The following is a 15,499-nucleotide window of genomic DNA, read 5'->3' as shown; positions in this document are numbered from 1 at the left end:
GGCCTTGCGAAGGCCCATGTGTCCATGGTGACAAGGAGTACGGCATGATCCGCACCTTTTATGATGAGATGTACGATGTAGACGGCGGTGTCCGTCCACATTATCGGGAATTCGCCCGCTGGCTGGGCGAAGCGCCGCCTGAGTTGCTCGCTCAGCGTCGGCGTGAGGCCGATCTTTTGTTTCATCGCGCCGGGATTACTTTCACGCTGTACGGTGACGAGCAGGGAACCGAGCGACTGATTCCCTTCGATACGATTCCTCGCAGCATCCCCGCCAGTGAATGGCGCGTGGTCGAACGCGGCTGCATTCAGCGCGTCAAGGCGCTGAACATGTTTCTCGCCGACCTTTATCACGACCAGCGCATCATCAAGGCCGGCATCATCCCGGCCGAACAGGTGCTTGCCAACGAGCAGTATCAACTGGCGATGCAGGGCCTGAACCTGCACCGCGACCTGTATTCGCACATCTCCGGCGTTGATCTGGTTCGTGACGCAGACGGCACCTATTACGTGCTTGAAGACAACCTGCGCACGCCCAGCGGCGTGAGCTACATGCTCGAAGATCGCAAGATGATGATGCGGCTGTTCCCCGAGCTGTTCGCCGCCCAGCGCATCGCTCCGGTCGATCATTACCCGAATCTGCTGCTCGACACCCTCAAGAGCTCCAGCCCTCTGGATAACCCGAGCGTCGTCGTGCTCACGCCGGGACGGTTCAACAGCGCGTTCTTCGAGCACGCGTTTCTGGCGCGCGAGATGGGTGTCGAACTGGTCGAGGGCGCGGATCTGTTCGTGCGCGATGACCGTGTCTTCATGCGCACCACCGACGGGCCGAAAGCAGTCGACGTGATTTATCGCCGCCTCGATGACGCGTTCCTCGATCCGCTGGCGTTCAACCCCGAATCAATGCTGGGTGTGCCGGGCCTGTTGTCGGCCTATCGCTCAGGCAACGTGGTGCTGGCCAATGCCATCGGTACCGGCGTGGCCGACGACAAGTCGATCTATCCGTTCGTGACCGACATGATCCGCTTCTACCTCGACGAGGAGCCGATCCTGAAGAACGTGCCGACCTGGCAATGCCGCAAGCCCGAGGAGCTGTCTCACGTGCTGGCCAATCTCGGCGATCTGGTGGTGAAGGAAACCCAGGGTTCCGGCGGCTACGGCATGCTGGTGGGGCCTGCCGCCACTGCAGCCGAGATCGAAGCGTTCCGCGCGCGACTCAAAGCCAAGCCCCATGCGTACATCGCTCAACCGACCTTGTCCCTGTCGACCTGTCCGACCTTCGTCGAGAACGGCATCGCCCCGCGACACATCGACCTTCGCCCATTTGTCCTGTCTGGCCGCGAAACCCGCGTCGTACCTGGCGGACTCACGCGCGTGGCGTTGCGCGAAGGGTCGCTGGTGGTGAACTCGTCGCAGGGTGGCGGAACCAAGGACACCTGGGTGGTCGAGGATTAAGGATGCCTGCCAATGCTAAGTAGAACTGCCTCGGATTTATATTGGATGTCGCGGTACCTGGAGCGGGCCGAGAACCTCGCGCGGATGCTCGACGTCAGTTACTCGTTATCGTTGATGCCCCAGGACGGGCGCGGCGACGGCTTGAATGAACTCGCCATGCCGCTGTTGATCACCGGAACGCTGGACGATTACCTGGAGCGCCACGGCGAGTTGCATGCCGAACGCTTGCTGCATTTCTTCGCCCTGGACGCAGCCAACCCCGCCAGCATCTTCAGTTGCCTGGCCGCCGCGCGGGCCAGTGCCCATGCCGTGCGTGGGCGGATTACCGCGGACATGTGGGAAAACATCAACGCGACCTACCTGGAAATTCGCGGCATCGCTGAACAGGGTCTCAGCCGTTATGGCATGAGCCGGTTCTGTGAGTGGGTCAAGGAGCGTTCGCACCTGTTCCGCGGCGCGACCTACGGCACCATCATGCGTAACGATGCCTTCCGTTTCATTCGCCTGGGCACCTTCATCGAGCGCGCCGACAACACCATGCGCCTGCTTGACGCCCGCTACGAAATGCTCGAGCTGCGCGGCCCGGCAGCCAATGCGGCAGCAGACAGTTCGGCGGCCGGTTACTACCAGTGGAGTGCGTTGCTGCGCGCGCTGTCGTCATTCGAGGCCTACACCGAGGTCTATCGTGATGCGCCGGGCGCGCGGCAGGTTGCCGAGTTGCTGTTGCTGCGGGCCGACATTCCCCGTTCGCTGCGCGCCTGCCTGGAAGAACTGGACATGATTCTGGCGAGTCTGCCGGGTGCCAATGGTCGTCCGGCGCAGCGTCTGGCGGCCGAACTCGATGCGCGGCTGCGCTACACCGGTATCGATGAAATCCTCGCGGAGGGGCTGCACGAATGGTTGAACGAATTCATTCCGCTGCTGGCCCAACTGGGTAACGTTATCCACACTTCTTATCTGGAGGCTGCATGAGACTCTCGATTAGCCACGAGACCACCTATCACTACGACGATCAGGTCCGCGCCAGCATCCAGTATTTGCGTCTGACCCCACACGACAGCGAGCGTCAGCAGGTGCTTAGCTGGCAACTGGCTTTGCCGCGTCCGGTGCGTGCGCAGATCGATCCGTTCGGCAATATCCTGCACGTGCTGACCATGGACGAGCCTCATGAGGCCATCGTCATCGGCGCACGGGGCCAGGTCGAGATCGATGAAACGCGAGAGGCCGAGCATGAGAGCCAGTCTTCGCTGCCGTTCCTGCGCTTCACCCGTTTGACCGAGGCTGACGAGGCGATTCGCAGTTTCGCCGCCAAGGAAACGAAAAAGCGCACGGATCGCAATGCCTTGATCGACTTGATGCAGGCGTTGAATCAGCACATCACTTACACGCCGGGCGCTACGGCCGTCGACACCAGCGCGGCGCAGGCCTTCGCCAACCGCGCTGGCGTGTGTCAGGACCATACCCACGCATTTCTCGCTTGCGCCCGCAGCCTGGGCGTGCCGGCGCGGTATGTGTCGGGCTACCTGTACAGCGACAGCAGCGAGCACCTGGCCAGCCATGCCTGGGCCGAAGCGTGGATCGACGACGCCTGGTACAGCTTCGATGTCACCAACCGGCTGGCGATTCCGGAGCGTCATTTGAAACTCGCGGTCGGTCTCGATTATCTGGACGCCTGCCCGGTACGCGGCATGCGTCGCGGCGGCGGTTGCGAGCAGATGCACGCGAAGGTCGTGGTGTCGCCTTCGGCGCCGATTGCGGTGCCTGTTGCACAGCCCGTGGTGCAGATGCAGGTGCAGCGGCAGTCCTAGAATGCGATGAAGCGCTTCATTCCGTGGGAGTGAGCGCGCCTGCGAGGGCTGGTTTCCAGAGACTGCATCTCCACAATATGCACGGCCTCTTCCCGGCTGAAGCCGGTCCTACAGACGCTGTGAGGTATTAGTAGGACCCGGATTTAGCCGAGAAGGACGGTCCTACAGACGCTTCGAGCTGTTCGTAGGACCGGCTTCAGCCGGGAAGGCGTCGGGTGTCATGCCGCTGATCGATGGCGTTGAAGGCATCTGGCTCACGCCCACATCAATTTCCGAGCTTCCCGAATTCCCTGGCCGACACAAATCCTGTGGGAGCGAGCTTGCTCGCGAAGGCGTCAGGCGATACTCCGCTGATCGAACGGGAGTTAAAGAACCCCGGCTCACGCTCTGACTCATGGGCTAGCTGCTGAACCTGTAACCTTTCTGGCAGCCATGTGCTTCAGATAACTCACCACCTGGCCCAATTCCTCATCCGACAGCACCTCTGGCGTGATCGCCGGCATCTTCGCCTGTGGCCACTGGCGCAGGGCTTGGGGGTTGCGGATGTACAGCTTGAGATAATCGCCGGCGAAGTATTCGGTGGGATTATGAGGAATGTTCAGGTCCGGGCCGAGCTGCGAATCCCCCGCACCGTTCAAGCGGTGGCACGCGAAACAGTTCTTCTGAAACAGCGCAAACCCCTTGTGCACCGGATCGTCCGCCGCAAGCTTCGCGTCGGGCAGCAGGGCCGGGAAGCGCTCGGCCACCGGACTCAGCAGGCGAATCCTGCCAACGGCGAAGGGCCATTGTTCGGGGCTGATCCGGCTGGCGGCAGGGTCGGTCCACACGAGATAAAACGGCCCTGCGCCGGGCTTGTCCTTGCTCAGCCCGGGCCAAGGGTGTGCGGGGTCTTCGATGGCCAGCCAGGCCCTCGACCCGCTCTTGTGCAGCAAGGGCGCGGCCGGTATTTCGGCCGCGAAGCCGTCGGTGGCGATCGCCTGAAGGTGCGCGTCGACGGGCACCCCTTCAAGCAGCGCAGCCATCGGCACAGCGCGATAGTGCATGGTTCGTTTGTAGGAAACATCGTCGGGAATGTCGATGTCTTGCGCTTGAGGGTGTTCGAGCAGTTGCGCGGTGCTCCACATGCGCGAGCCATTGCCGAGGTCAATCGTCAACTGAGCGGCATGAACGGGCAGGGCAGTCAGGATGCTGGCCAGCATCAGAAATAAACGCAAAACCGGCTACTCCGCAGGATCGTCAGTGACGTCGTAGAGCGCGTTGTGCAACTCATCGTAGGAACCGCCGTTGATGATGCTGGTGTAACCGGCTTTCTTCAGCTGGTCCTGAGCCTTGCTGGCGCGGGCGTCGCTGGAACTGAAGACCACCAGCACCAGGTTGCGATCGGTCATGACCTGCTTGAGCTGATTGACCAGCCGCCGGTCATCGACGCGCACGGCGTTGAGCACCGTCCCCGATTCGTAATCACTCTGGCTGCGAACGTCGATGGCAAGTTTGCCCTCCTTGATCGCTGCCACCGCCGCAGCCTGCTCAACCGGCCCGGCGTGTGCCGCTGCACTCAAGCCCAACGCGAAAACTGCCCACCACTGACGCATGTGTCCATCCCTCTGGCTGAATGCAGAAAGGGTGGCACAAATGCAATTCGCCGCAAGTCCTTGTGGTGAGGTCAGCCGAACAATCGGGTCAGATTGGGCAAAATCAGCAGCAGCGTGGTGGCGAAAACGATGAGTCCGGCCTGACGTACTTTTGAGCGTTTGAACATGACGTATGCCTTTTCTTGTTATTCCTGAGCGACAAAAGCTCTCCGGCTTCGGCGATGGCAGAAGCGGGCAGCTGGCAAAGGTGAGTCAAAGAGCAGATGTCCCGATCAATGAATCGCGGACGGCGGGCGCTGAAAGAGTCGGTTTTTATTGCGCCTCTGCTACAGACTTAACCTTAGAGCCCGCGTGCAGCGCGCCTTAGATCGCTTGGGTATTTCCCGTTTCACTCTACCTAGCGTAATAGGTATAAGGCGCAATGCCACCGCGCAGACATTCCCTTGCTAGACGCTTTCGGGCTAAACGATTCACTTCCTGTAGCGAGCTACCGTTCGTCTGACCCCGAAATGTCCTACAAGCGGCTACCCTACAAGGCGGTCAAGGGCGCTGATCGTTTTGATCATTGCATCCGTGGACATGCCAGCTATGGTAACGGCGGCACGCAACAGACCTATTTCCAGCAGGCCATTCGAGCAGAGCGCGAGGACAGGATGATCGAGGCGTTTATTTTCGATGCGCTACGCACACCGCGTGGCAGGGGCAAGGCCGATGGCGCGCTGCACAGCGTCAAGCCGGTCGACCTGGTGGCCGGGCTCTTGAAGGCGTTGCAGGTGCGCTGTCATCTGGACACCAGTCAGGTGGATGACATCGTGCTCGGTTGCGTCACGCCCGTCGGCGATCAGGGCGCCGATATCGCCAAGACGGCCGCACTGGTCGCCGATTGGGCGGTGGAGGTGGCCGGTGTGCAGGTCAATCGTTTCTGTGCCTCGGGACTTGAGGCGGTAAACCTGGGCGCCATGAAGGTCCGCTCCGGCTTCGAGGATCTGGTCGTGGTCGGCGGCGTCGAATCGATGTCACGGGTGCCGATGGGCAGCGATGGCGGCGCCTGGGTGCTGGACCCGCAGACCAACCTGCACACCCATTTCACCCCTCAGGGCATTGGCGCAGACCTGATCGCAACGCTGGAAGGCTTCACGCGCGAGGACGTCGACCGGTTTGCGCTGCAGTCCCAGCAGAAAGCCGCAATGGCCCGGGAACGAGGCGCTTACCGGCGCTCGCTGGTAGCGGTCCGCGATGCCAACGGCATGCTGATGCTGGATCATGACGAGTTCATTCGCGCCGACACCACGCTTGAAGGCCTGGGCAGGCTCAAGCCCAGTTTCGAAGCCATCGGCAAGCTGGGTTATGACGCCACGGCGTTGCGCGTCTACAGCCACGTCGAGCGCATCGAGCACGTGCACACACCGGGCAACAGTTCCGGCATCGTCGATGGGGCGGCGTTGATGCTGCTGGGTTCGGCGCAAAAAGGGCAGGCGCTGGGGCTGCGGCCGAGGGCGCGAATCGTGTCCGCTGCGGTGACCAGCACCGATCCCACCATCATGCTGACGGGGCCTGCGCCGGCAACGCGCAAGGCGCTGGCCCGGGCGGGGCTGAACATCGAGGACATCGACTTGTTCGAGGTCAACGAGGCCTTCGCATCCGTGGTGCTCAAGTTCATCAAAGACATGGGTGTCGACCCTGCCAGGGTCAACGTCAACGGCGGGTCCATCGCCTTGGGCCATCCATTGGGCGCCACCGGCTGCATGATCCTCGGTACGTTGCTCGATGAGCTGGAGGCGCGGCAGTTGCGCTACGGCCTGGCGACGTTATGCGTCGGCGGCGGCATGGGAATCGCGACCATTATCGAGCGGGTCTGAGCTGCCGGCGCAGCCTTTGCAGCGCTTGCCGACGGCTGCCCCGGTTGAGCAACTCACATTCGAAACCGTTTCAGGAAGAACGACCGCATGACTGATGCCATCGCGTATGAAATCGGCCCCGACCAGATCGTCACGCTGACCCTGGACATGCCTGGCCAGCAGGCGAACACCATGAACGCTGTCTATCGGCAGGCGATGGGTGAAACCCTCGAACGGCTCCAGCGCGATCGCGACGACATCCTCGGCGTCATCATCAGGTCGGCGAAAAAAACCTTTTTTGCCGGTGGCGACCTGAACGAGCTGATTCAGGTCGACACCTCGCGTGCCGCGTGGTTTTACCAGATGACGCTGGACCTCAAGGCGCAACTTCGTGCACTGGAAACCTTCGGCAAACCGGTGGTCGCGGCCATCAACGGCGCAGCGCTGGGCGGCGGCTGGGAGTTGTGTCTGGCGTGTCATCAGCGCATTGCCCTCAACGAAAAGCACGTGCGCCTTGGTCTGCCCGAGGTCACCCTGGGCCTGCTGCCCGGCGGTGGCGGAACCGTGCGTCTGGTGCGCATGCTGGGCCTTGAAAAAGCGCTGCCATTGCTGATGGAAGGTCGCAACCTGAGCGCTGCGCAGGCGCTAAAAATCGGGCTGATCGATCAAATCGCCAGCGATGCCGACGACCTGATCGCCAAGGCGCGCGACTGGATCCTCGCCAATCCGGCGCCGGAAAAACCCTGGGACCGACCTGGCTTTCAGATTCCCGGTGGCGGGGTCAGTCATCCTAAAGTGGCGCAGATGCTCGCCATTGCCCCTTCGATCCTGCGCAGCAAAACTCAAGGTTGCTACCCCGCGCCGGAAAAAATCCTTGCCGCGGCGGTGGAGGGTGCACAGGTGGATTTCTCGACGGCGGAGAAGATCGAAGCGCGATATTTCACTGAGCTGACCACCGGCCAGATCGCCAAGAACATGATCGGTTTCTGGTTCCAGCTCAATCAGGTCAATGCCGGAGAGTCGCGGCCCAAGGCGCCTCCGGTCTATCACATGCGCAAGGTGGGCATTCTCGGGGCCGGCATGATGGGGGGCGGGATCGCTTACGTGACCGCGCTGGCGGGCATCGATGTGGTGCTCAAGGACCTCAATCTGGCGGCTGCGCAAAAGGGCAAGGATTACTCAGTGCGCCTGCTCGACAAACAGGTGACGCAGGGACGGATGACCCCGGAGCAGCGCGATGCAGTGCTCGCGAGGATCAAGACCACTGGCCGCGACAGTGATCTGGAAGGGTGCGACCTGATCATCGAGGCGGTGTTCGAGGACCGCGAGCTCAAGGCGCAGGTCAGCGCCGCTGCCGAGCAAGTCGTGGTACCGAACGCGGTCATTGCGTCCAACACCTCGACGCTGCCGATCACCGGGCTGGCCAGTGCGGTGAGTCGTCAGGAGCGCTTCATCGGCATGCACTTTTTCAGTCCGGTGGACAAGATGCGGCTGGTGGAAATCGTCAAAGGCGCGCGCACCAATGACATGACCCTGGCCCGTGCCTTCGATTTCGTGCAGCAGATCAACAAGACCCCCATCGTGGTCAACGATGCGCGAGGCTTTTTCACCTCCCGGGTTTTTGCCACGTTCACCCACGAAGGCATCGCCATGCTGGGCGAGGGCGTCAATGCCGCGATGATCGAAACCGAAGCGCGCAAGGCGGGCATGCCTGTGGGGCCGCTGGCGGTTTCGGACGAGGTGTCGCTAAGCCTGATGAGCCACATTCGCCAACAGGCGCGCAAGGACCTGGAAGCGCAAGGCGAAACCCTCGTCGAGCATCCGGCGAATGCGGTGGTCGAGCTGCTGGTGAATGAGTTTCAGCGCGCAGGCAAGGCTGCCGGTGCGGGTTTCTATGACTATCCGCGGGACCAGCCCAAGCGCTTGTGGTCGCAGCTCAAGGCCAGATTCGAGAAGCCCGAGGCGCAGATCGGTGGCCAGGAAATTCGCGACCGCCTGCTGTTCATTCAAGCCATCGAAACCGTGCGTTGTCTGGACGAGGGCGTGCTGCGCTCGACTGCCGACGCGAACATCGGCTCGGTGTACGGCATCGGATTCCCGGCCTGGACCGGCGGCGCGCTGCAGTTCATCAATCAGTACGGCCTCAAGGATTTCGTCGCCCGCGCGCAGTACCTGGCGGAACACTACGGCGACCGCTTCGCGCCGCCTGCTTCGCTACTGGAAATGGCCCTGAACGGCAAACGCTTCCAGGCACGGTCTGTTGATTGAGGGCCGCGAACCGTCTGCACGTTTTGGAAAGCCTCGGTTCAGCCTCGCGCAGCGTCATGACGCAAACGGGTCTTGCCTTGCTCCAGGCTTCAAGGCAGGCTTGGCTGTACGCATTTTCGCTTTGTCGCTTCAGGAATTTCTATGTCGTTACGCATCTGCATTCTGGAAACCGACGTTCTTCGCCCTGAACTGGTCGATCAATATCAAGGTTATGGACGGATGTTTCAGTCGCTCTTCGCCCGTCAGCCGATTCCCGCCGAGTTTGTCGTCTACAACGTCATGCAAGGGGATTATCCGCCCGATGCCGAGCAGTTCGATGCGTACCTGATCACCGGCTCCAAGGCTGATTCATTCGGCACCGATCCGTGGATTCAGACCCTCAAGACTTACCTGCTCGACCGCTACAAGCGGGGCGACAAGCTATTGGGCGTGTGCTTCGGTCATCAACTGCTGGCCCTGTTGCTGGGCGGCAAGACCGAGCGCGCGACGCAGGGTTGGGGCGTCGGCATCCATCATTACGACCTTGCCCCGGCCAAGCCGTGGATGACCCCGGCGATGGACAAGCTGACCTTGCTCATCAGTCATCAGGATCAAGTGACCGCGCTGCCGGAAGGCGCGACGGTGCTGGCATCCAGCGACTTCTGCCAGTTTGCCGCCTACCACATCAACGATCAGGTGCTGTGTTTCCAGGGGCATCCGGAATTCATCCACGACTATTCACGCACGCTTCTGGACATTCGTCAGGAAGCGCTGGGTGAGCAGGTCTACAGCAAGGGCATCGCGAGCCTTGAAGAAGACCACCACGGCACCGCAGTTGCCGAGTGGATGATGCGCTTTGTGGCCAATAAGCCTCAGGTGGCCTGATCGTTCGACGCGCGCCCCGTTCGGTCAGGGCGCGCAATGTCGGTCATCCGGGCCGTCACAGCCAGCCCGAGCGCTTGAAGCTCGCAAACAAGATCCCGCACCCGCTGACAATCACGCCCAGCACGACATAGTAGCCGTAGTGCCAGCTCAGCTCCGGCATGTTCTGGAAATTCATGCCATAGATCCCGGCGATCGCGGTGGGAAACGCGAGAATCGCGGCCCAGGCGGCGAACTTGCGCTGGGTCAGGCTTTGTCGCGATGACTCCAGCAACAGGCCGATCTCGATGGTCTGGCTGGCGATGTCACGCAGGTTGGCGAGGTCCTCCATCTGCCGTTTGACGTGAATTTCCACGTCGCGGAAATAAGGCCGCATGTTCTTGTCGATGAACGGAAAGCTGAGTTTCTGCAACTCTTCACCGATCTCGACCATCGGCGCCACGTAGCGACGCAAACGCAGCAGATCGCGGCGCAGGCTGTGAATCCGGTGAATGTCGGCTTCGTTGAGTTCGGAGCTGAGCACGCTGTGCTCCAGTTCCTCCAGCTCGCAGTGGATGGCCTCGGTGACCGGCTGGTAGTTCTCGGTGACGAAGTCCAGCAGCGCGTAAAGCACGAAGTCTTCGCCGTGCTCCAGCAACAGTGGCCGCGCCTCGCAGCGTTGACGGACCAAGCCATAAGACTTCGAGTCGCCGTTGCGCGAGGTGATGATGTAACCCTTGCCAGCGAAGATGTGGGTTTCGATGAACTGCAGTTTGCCGTTCTCGCGGATCGGCGCGTACGTCACGATGAACAGCGCGTCGCCGAAGGTTTCGAGCTTGGGCCGGCTGTGGACCTCCAGCGCATCTTCGATGGCCAGTTCGTGCAGGTTGAACTGCTTTTGAAGCGTCGCCAGTTCCTGAGCACTGGGCTGCTCAAGGCCGATCCAGACGAAGTGTCCGGGCTTGGCCGCCCAGGCAGCGCCTTCGTCCAGCGTGATGTTGGTGACTTTCTTTCCGGCGGTATAGACGGCAGCCGCAACAACTCGACCCATGGTGATCAGCTTCTTCTTCTGAGGATTCGCTGCGCAGCTTAGCGCGCTCTCCAGTTCAGAGTCGGCGAATCTCAGCGAGTTCGAGGGTTTTGTGTCAGCTGTTCAGCTGCCGTTTGGGCGGCGGGCACCGGGTTGCGCAGTTGCGCGTCCATCTGCTCGATGCTCGCGCGCATCTGGCTGTGGCACTGCTCGATCAGCGCCGGGATATCGTCGCCGGTCAGGCCGGTGGTGGAAATGGCCGGCAACGAGCGAATCATCACCTGGCCGCTGTCCCAGGCGTTCAGTTGCATGTCGCGCACGTAGGTGCTGACGCATACCGGAACGATGGGCACGCCGGCGTCGATGGCCATCTGAAACGCGCCCCGCTTGAACGGCAGCAGGCCCTTGCCCAGATTGCGGGTGCCTTCGGGGAATACCCAGATCGAGGTGTCCTGGTGTTGCAGGGTTTCGGTGGTCTGCCTGATCGAATGCCGAGCGCGCAGCGGGTTGCCGCGGTCGATCAGTACATTGCCCGCTAGCCAGAACAGCTGGCCGAAGAAGGGCACCCACTTCAGGCTTTTCTTGCCGATGCAGACTGTGCGCGGCGGCACGATATTGCCGAGGATGAACAGGTCGTAATTGGACTGGTGATTGCAAATGATCACGCACGGGCGGGTGCGTTCGAAGTGGGGCGCCATCTGGGCCTTGAGGCGCAGGCGCAGAATCCACATGGCGGGCAGGGCGTACAGTCGCGCGCACAGACGGCTGTTGTCCGGATTGAAAGGACGGCAGATGCCGATCAGCAGGCCCAGCAAGCCGGCAAGGACAAAGTGCAGACCCATCAGCGACATACGCAGAACGAACAGCATGCAGACCACCCTGGAAATAAAAGGTGGCGCAGTTTACGGATGTGCACTCAAATCGGCAATTGGCCGACGGACAGATGGTTTGACCGTGTTTAAGCAGATGTTTCCGAAGCGTCTCTGGCAAAGCATCTGGCCATTCCCCCAGGAGCTCAGCGCGCCTGCGGCTGCTGGTGGCAGTCGCTGGCCGTTGCCAACGCGCAGCGCCTGATCATCAGCACGCTGAGTCCTGCAGGAAAAGAAGGTCAGTCAGGCATCATTGAAACTGATGCTGGCGATCCAGTTCGATGGCCTTGTCCAGCGTCTCTAAGAAGTCCTTGCGCACCTTGAGTTTGGTTTGCTTGTGCGCCCTCATGTTGATCTTTTTCAGCTGCAGGGCGACGGTGCGGGCGGCGTCGGTCAGTTCTTCGGCTGTGACGACCTTGTCCAGGAAGCCCGCCTGCAGCGCGCCTTTGGGGTCAAACATCTCGCCATTGATCACGGAGCGACCAAAAGCGCTTTTGCTCAGTCGGTCGCGAGCCAGTTCGATTCCCGCGTGGTGCATGGTCATGCCGATCTGCACCTCGTTCAGTCCGATGCTGAACGGCCCTACAATCCCGATCCGGTAATCCGCCGACAGCAGCAGAAATGCGCCTTTGGCCACGGCATGGCCGCTGCACGCGACAACGATGGGGAAGGGGTGCGACAACATGCGCCGCGCCAGGGTCGAGCCTTCGGCCACCAGATCCAGCGCGGCCTGAGGGCTGGAAGTCATGATTTTCAGGTCGTAGCCGCCCGATAGGATGCCTGGCTGGCCGGTGATGATGACGACGGCGCGGTCCTTCTCGGCCTGATCCAGAGCGGCATTGAATGCGGCAATCACGTCGTTGCTGATGGCGTTGACCTTGCCGTTGCTCAGGGTCAGCGTGGCGACGCCGTCTTCCAGTTGATAGGCGACCAGATCACTCATGGGGCGAGTCCTTTTTTGTTTTGAAGTGGCGCAGACGTTACTCACCCGTCGAGGCCAGGTAAAGCGTAAAGGGTGACCGATGAGTCAGGGATTCGGGCCGCGTGGAGGGCAGTGAAGGTCGCGGCCCGAAGTGGGGAGGGGCGGTGGTTCAGACTTCGAGCGTGTTCAGCTCGCAGTACTCGTCCCAGTCCATGTCAAGCGCCTCGGCGGCCTCCTTGTGCACCGCCAGTCGCAGCGCTGCGACTTCGTCCTCGGATTTGTCGCTGAACCGCAAAGCCAGCTCCCAGGTTTCAAGGTTCACGGCTTCGGCTTCGTCTTCGAAGGCCCAGCGAATCTGGTCTTGCTGATCTTTCAGGCTCAGACCTGAGATCTCTTCCTGCAGAGCCGGGTTGGTCACGATGTATTTCGGCAGGGCAGCTTCGATCCATTCTTCTTTATTCATGTGAGGTAGATCTCCTGTGGTTCGAGCTGACGTTTTTCTGTTGTCGGGATTGTGACGCGAATCGCGATTGTGCTGGATGTGACCGATGCGCGCCACCCACAGGCGGGCCGTCGGTCGGTAGCGGAAATGAAAAGGGCCTGCTCAGCGGCAGGCCCTTTCTTTATCTGCCCCGGGAATTCAGCCGATCGCCATGGGTTTCTTGTCGTTGCGATGAGCGTTTTCGCCCAGCAGCGGGTGCGGCCCGTGATCGCCATACACCCCCACCGGTTCCGGGAAGGTGCGCAGCAGCGTTATATACAGCAGCGCTGCCAGGCCCAGCGTGATCGGCAGGCTGATGTCGATGCCGCCGGCCAGGTTGCCGAGTGGGCCGACGAACTGACCAGGCAGGTTGACGAAGCACAGGCCGACCGCCGCGCTGGGAATCCAGGCGCCCAGGCCGCGCCAGTTCCAGCCGTGCTCGAACCAGTAATGCCCGCCGCTCTGGCCGCGGGTGAACACTTGCAGGTCAGCCGGGTGGTAAAAGCCACGACGGATGATCAGTCCCAGCACCATGATGACGATCCATGGCGATGTGCAAGTGACGATCAACACTGCGAACGTGGACACGCTCTGCACCAGATTGAAGGCGAAACGTCCGATGAAGATGAAGGCGATGGCCGCGATCCCGATCAGAATCGTCGCCTGAGCGCGATTCAGCAGACGCGGGAACATGCTCGACATGTCCAGACCCGTGCCGTACAGCGAGGTCGTGCCGGTGGACATGCCGCCGATGATCGCGATCAGGCAGACCGGCAGGAAGAACCAGCTTGGAGACACCGCGAGCAGGCCGCCGACGTAGTTATTGTCGGTAATGTATTGCGGCGCCTGGGTGGCAACGATCGTGGCCGTGCACAGACCGAACAGGAACGGGATCAAGGTGCAGAGCTGTGCCAGAAACACCGAGGCCATGATGCGTTTTTTCGAGGTATGACGCGGAATGTAGCGTGACCAGTCGCCGAGAAACGCGCCGAACGACACCGGGTTGCTCATGGCCAGCAACGCCGCGCCGATGAACGCGGCCCAGAACCCTTCGCTGCCCTGACTGACGGTGCCGGCGAACCCTGAATCGAAGCTGCCGCTGAAGGCCACGATGCCCAAGAGAAACAGCAGGCTGGAAGCAAACACCGCGATCTTGTTGACCCACAGCATGAAACGGAAGCCGTAAATGCACACCACCAGGACCAGCACGGCAAATACGCCGTAGGCCAGCGCCAGCGTGATGTCGTTTTCCGGCAGGCCGATCATCCGCTTGGCGCCGCCGATCAATGCATCCCCCGAGCTCCACACGGACAGCGAGAAAAACGCCACGGCGGTCAGCAGCGATAGAAACGATCCGACGATGCGCCCGTGTACGCCGAAGTGAGCGCCAGAGGAAACCGCGTTGTTGGTGCCGTTGAGTGCACCGAACAGGCCCATCGGCGCCAGGATGATCGAGCCCAGCACAATGCCGAGGATGATCGACCAGACGCCTGCCTGGAAGGACAGGCCGAATAGCACCGGAAAGCTGCCGAGCACGGCGGTCGCAAAGGTGTTGGCGCCGCCGAAGGTCAGGCGAAACAGATCGATGGGAGAAGCGTCGCGTTGATCATCGGGGATCTGTTCGACACCGAATGTTTCGATGCTGGTGGTGGGGTGTGACATGAGATGTCCTGCACGCTGTCGTGTTGTTATGAGGCTGACACGGAATGTCGGCCCGTTTTTCGACCGGACGTCGCCCGGTCGTGGCATTGGCAGTGGTCGGCAGTCCGACCGTAAAAGAGGTACAGCGGTGGTTGGTGTTAGAAGGTCAGGCGGCGCCTCTTCGGGCGCTCGCCGTGTGATTCAGCGGGTCAGTCCGCCATCGCCGACAAATGCTCATGGCAGGCAAGCCATCGCGTGCCGTGCAGACGGAACACAATGGTTTCGCGCTCCTGATAGCGGCTCTCTTCGCTGCCGAAGCGTACCTGCGTGGCCACATCGTGCATGAAGATCGCGACATCGCCTTGCAAGCTGATATTGACGTTGCTCGATTCGCAGCCCAGCACCGCGAAGCCATCCGCCTGCCAGCCGTTCCATACCTGGCGATAGGCGGCGCGGGACAGCAGCGGGGCGGGAAGGGTGTAAAACAGGAACGTGGCGTCGTCGCTGAATGCGGCGAAATAGGCTTCGGTGTCGTTGCTCGCGAAGGCTGCGACCAGCGCCTGCGCTGCCTGGCGGACCTGTTCTTCGCGGTGTTCGATGGGGGTCATGGCCGTCTCTTTGTTGTGGTTCTGGCGATGGGGCCTGACTTTAAGCAGCTCTCACATTCGGTAACATCGGTGCCGATAAAAACTTAGTTCAGAAAATCGAGAACTATGCCGCCGAGCAGAGGCAGGCGCCTGCGGCGATCGTCACGGC

14 protein-coding genes are annotated in these 15,499 nt (G+C 61.3%); 6 read left to right on the top strand and 8 right to left on the bottom strand.

Going from position 1 to position 15,499, the window contains the following annotated elements:
* Nucleotides 1–44: 44 nt before the first annotated feature.
* The 3 genes from QRN36_RS20335 to QRN36_RS20325 are packed head-to-tail and all read left to right on the top strand — an operon-like array spanning nucleotide 45 to nucleotide 3,262.
* On the top strand, nucleotides 45–1,454 hold the full coding sequence (locus QRN36_RS20335; RefSeq protein WP_093467163.1) for a circularly permuted type 2 ATP-grasp protein: 1,410 nt from the start codon (nucleotides 45–47) through the stop codon (nucleotides 1,452–1,454).
* 12 nt (nucleotides 1,455–1,466) lie between these two features.
* The gene (locus QRN36_RS20330) at nucleotides 1,467–2,426 is read left to right on the top strand and encodes an alpha-E domain-containing protein (protein ID WP_093467166.1); all 960 of its coding nucleotides are present in this window, start codon (nucleotides 1,467–1,469) and stop codon (nucleotides 2,424–2,426) included.
* Nucleotides 2,423–3,262 carry a transglutaminase family protein gene (locus tag QRN36_RS20325; RefSeq protein ID WP_093467169.1) on the top strand — a complete coding sequence of 280 codons (840 nt, stop codon included), beginning with the start codon at nucleotides 2,423–2,425 and terminating at the stop codon, nucleotides 3,260–3,262. Before QRN36_RS20330 ends, QRN36_RS20325 begins: the two co-directional genes overlap by 4 nt.
* A gap of 392 nt (nucleotides 3,263–3,654) precedes the next feature.
* On the opposite strand, the gene QRN36_RS20320 is transcribed toward QRN36_RS20325, so the two are convergent.
* On the bottom strand, nucleotides 3,655–4,461 hold the full coding sequence (locus QRN36_RS20320) for a cytochrome c (RefSeq protein WP_373568779.1): 807 nt from the start codon (nucleotides 4,459–4,461) through the stop codon (nucleotides 3,655–3,657).
* A 21-nt stretch (nucleotides 4,462–4,482) separates the two neighbouring features.
* Entirely contained in the window at nucleotides 4,483–4,854 is a 372-nt protein-coding gene (locus QRN36_RS20315) for a rhodanese-like domain-containing protein (RefSeq protein WP_285425715.1), read from the bottom strand.
* A gap of 653 nt (nucleotides 4,855–5,507) precedes the next feature.
* Here QRN36_RS20315 and QRN36_RS20310 point away from each other — a divergent pair.
* The 3 genes from QRN36_RS20310 (at nucleotide 5,508) to QRN36_RS20300 (ending at nucleotide 9,824) form a co-directional block, all read left to right on the top strand.
* Complete coding sequence (locus QRN36_RS20310; protein ID WP_285425811.1) at nucleotides 5,508–6,713, top strand: acetyl-CoA C-acetyltransferase; 1,206 nt, start codon at nucleotides 5,508–5,510, stop codon at nucleotides 6,711–6,713.
* 87 nt (nucleotides 6,714–6,800) lie between these two features.
* Nucleotides 6,801–8,960: a 3-hydroxyacyl-CoA dehydrogenase NAD-binding domain-containing protein gene (locus QRN36_RS20305; RefSeq protein ID WP_285425714.1), complete on the top strand. Its 2,160-nt coding sequence runs from the start codon at nucleotides 6,801–6,803 to the stop codon at nucleotides 8,958–8,960.
* Between the two features lie 141 nt (nucleotides 8,961–9,101).
* Entirely contained in the window at nucleotides 9,102–9,824 is a 723-nt protein-coding gene (locus QRN36_RS20300) for an amidotransferase (protein ID WP_285425713.1), read from the top strand.
* A gap of 55 nt (nucleotides 9,825–9,879) precedes the next feature.
* On the opposite strand, the gene QRN36_RS20295 is transcribed toward QRN36_RS20300, so the two are convergent.
* From QRN36_RS20295 to QRN36_RS20270, 6 genes are all read right to left on the bottom strand, one after another.
* On the bottom strand, nucleotides 9,880–10,851 hold the full coding sequence (locus QRN36_RS20295; RefSeq protein WP_285425712.1) for a magnesium and cobalt transport protein CorA: 972 nt from the start codon (nucleotides 10,849–10,851) through the stop codon (nucleotides 9,880–9,882).
* A gap of 71 nt (nucleotides 10,852–10,922) precedes the next feature.
* Nucleotides 10,923–11,699 carry a 1-acyl-sn-glycerol-3-phosphate acyltransferase gene (locus QRN36_RS20290; RefSeq protein WP_285425711.1) on the bottom strand — a complete coding sequence of 259 codons (777 nt, stop codon included), beginning with the start codon at nucleotides 11,697–11,699 and terminating at the stop codon, nucleotides 10,923–10,925.
* Between the two features lie 250 nt (nucleotides 11,700–11,949).
* The gene (locus QRN36_RS20285; protein WP_285425710.1) at nucleotides 11,950–12,642 is read right to left on the bottom strand and encodes a crotonase/enoyl-CoA hydratase family protein; all 693 of its coding nucleotides are present in this window, start codon (nucleotides 12,640–12,642) and stop codon (nucleotides 11,950–11,952) included.
* Nucleotides 12,643–12,790: 148 nt separating this feature from the next.
* On the bottom strand, nucleotides 12,791–13,084 hold the full coding sequence (locus QRN36_RS20280) for a DUF6388 family protein (RefSeq protein WP_093467192.1): 294 nt from the start codon (nucleotides 13,082–13,084) through the stop codon (nucleotides 12,791–12,793).
* 177 nt (nucleotides 13,085–13,261) lie between these two features.
* Entirely contained in the window at nucleotides 13,262–14,764 is a 1,503-nt protein-coding gene (locus QRN36_RS20275) for a cytosine permease (RefSeq protein WP_285425709.1), read from the bottom strand.
* A 188-nt stretch (nucleotides 14,765–14,952) separates the two neighbouring features.
* A complete protein-coding gene (locus QRN36_RS20270) occupies nucleotides 14,953–15,351 on the bottom strand; it encodes a nuclear transport factor 2 family protein (RefSeq protein ID WP_285425708.1) in 399 nt (132 codons plus the stop codon).
* Between the last annotated feature and the right edge of the window lie 148 nt (nucleotides 15,352–15,499).

This window comes from Pseudomonas sp. efr-133-TYG-103a (assembly GCF_030209235.1).
GTDB lineage: Bacteria > Pseudomonadota > Gammaproteobacteria > Pseudomonadales > Pseudomonadaceae > Aquipseudomonas.
This window is presented reverse-complemented; position numbering and strand designations above follow the sequence as displayed.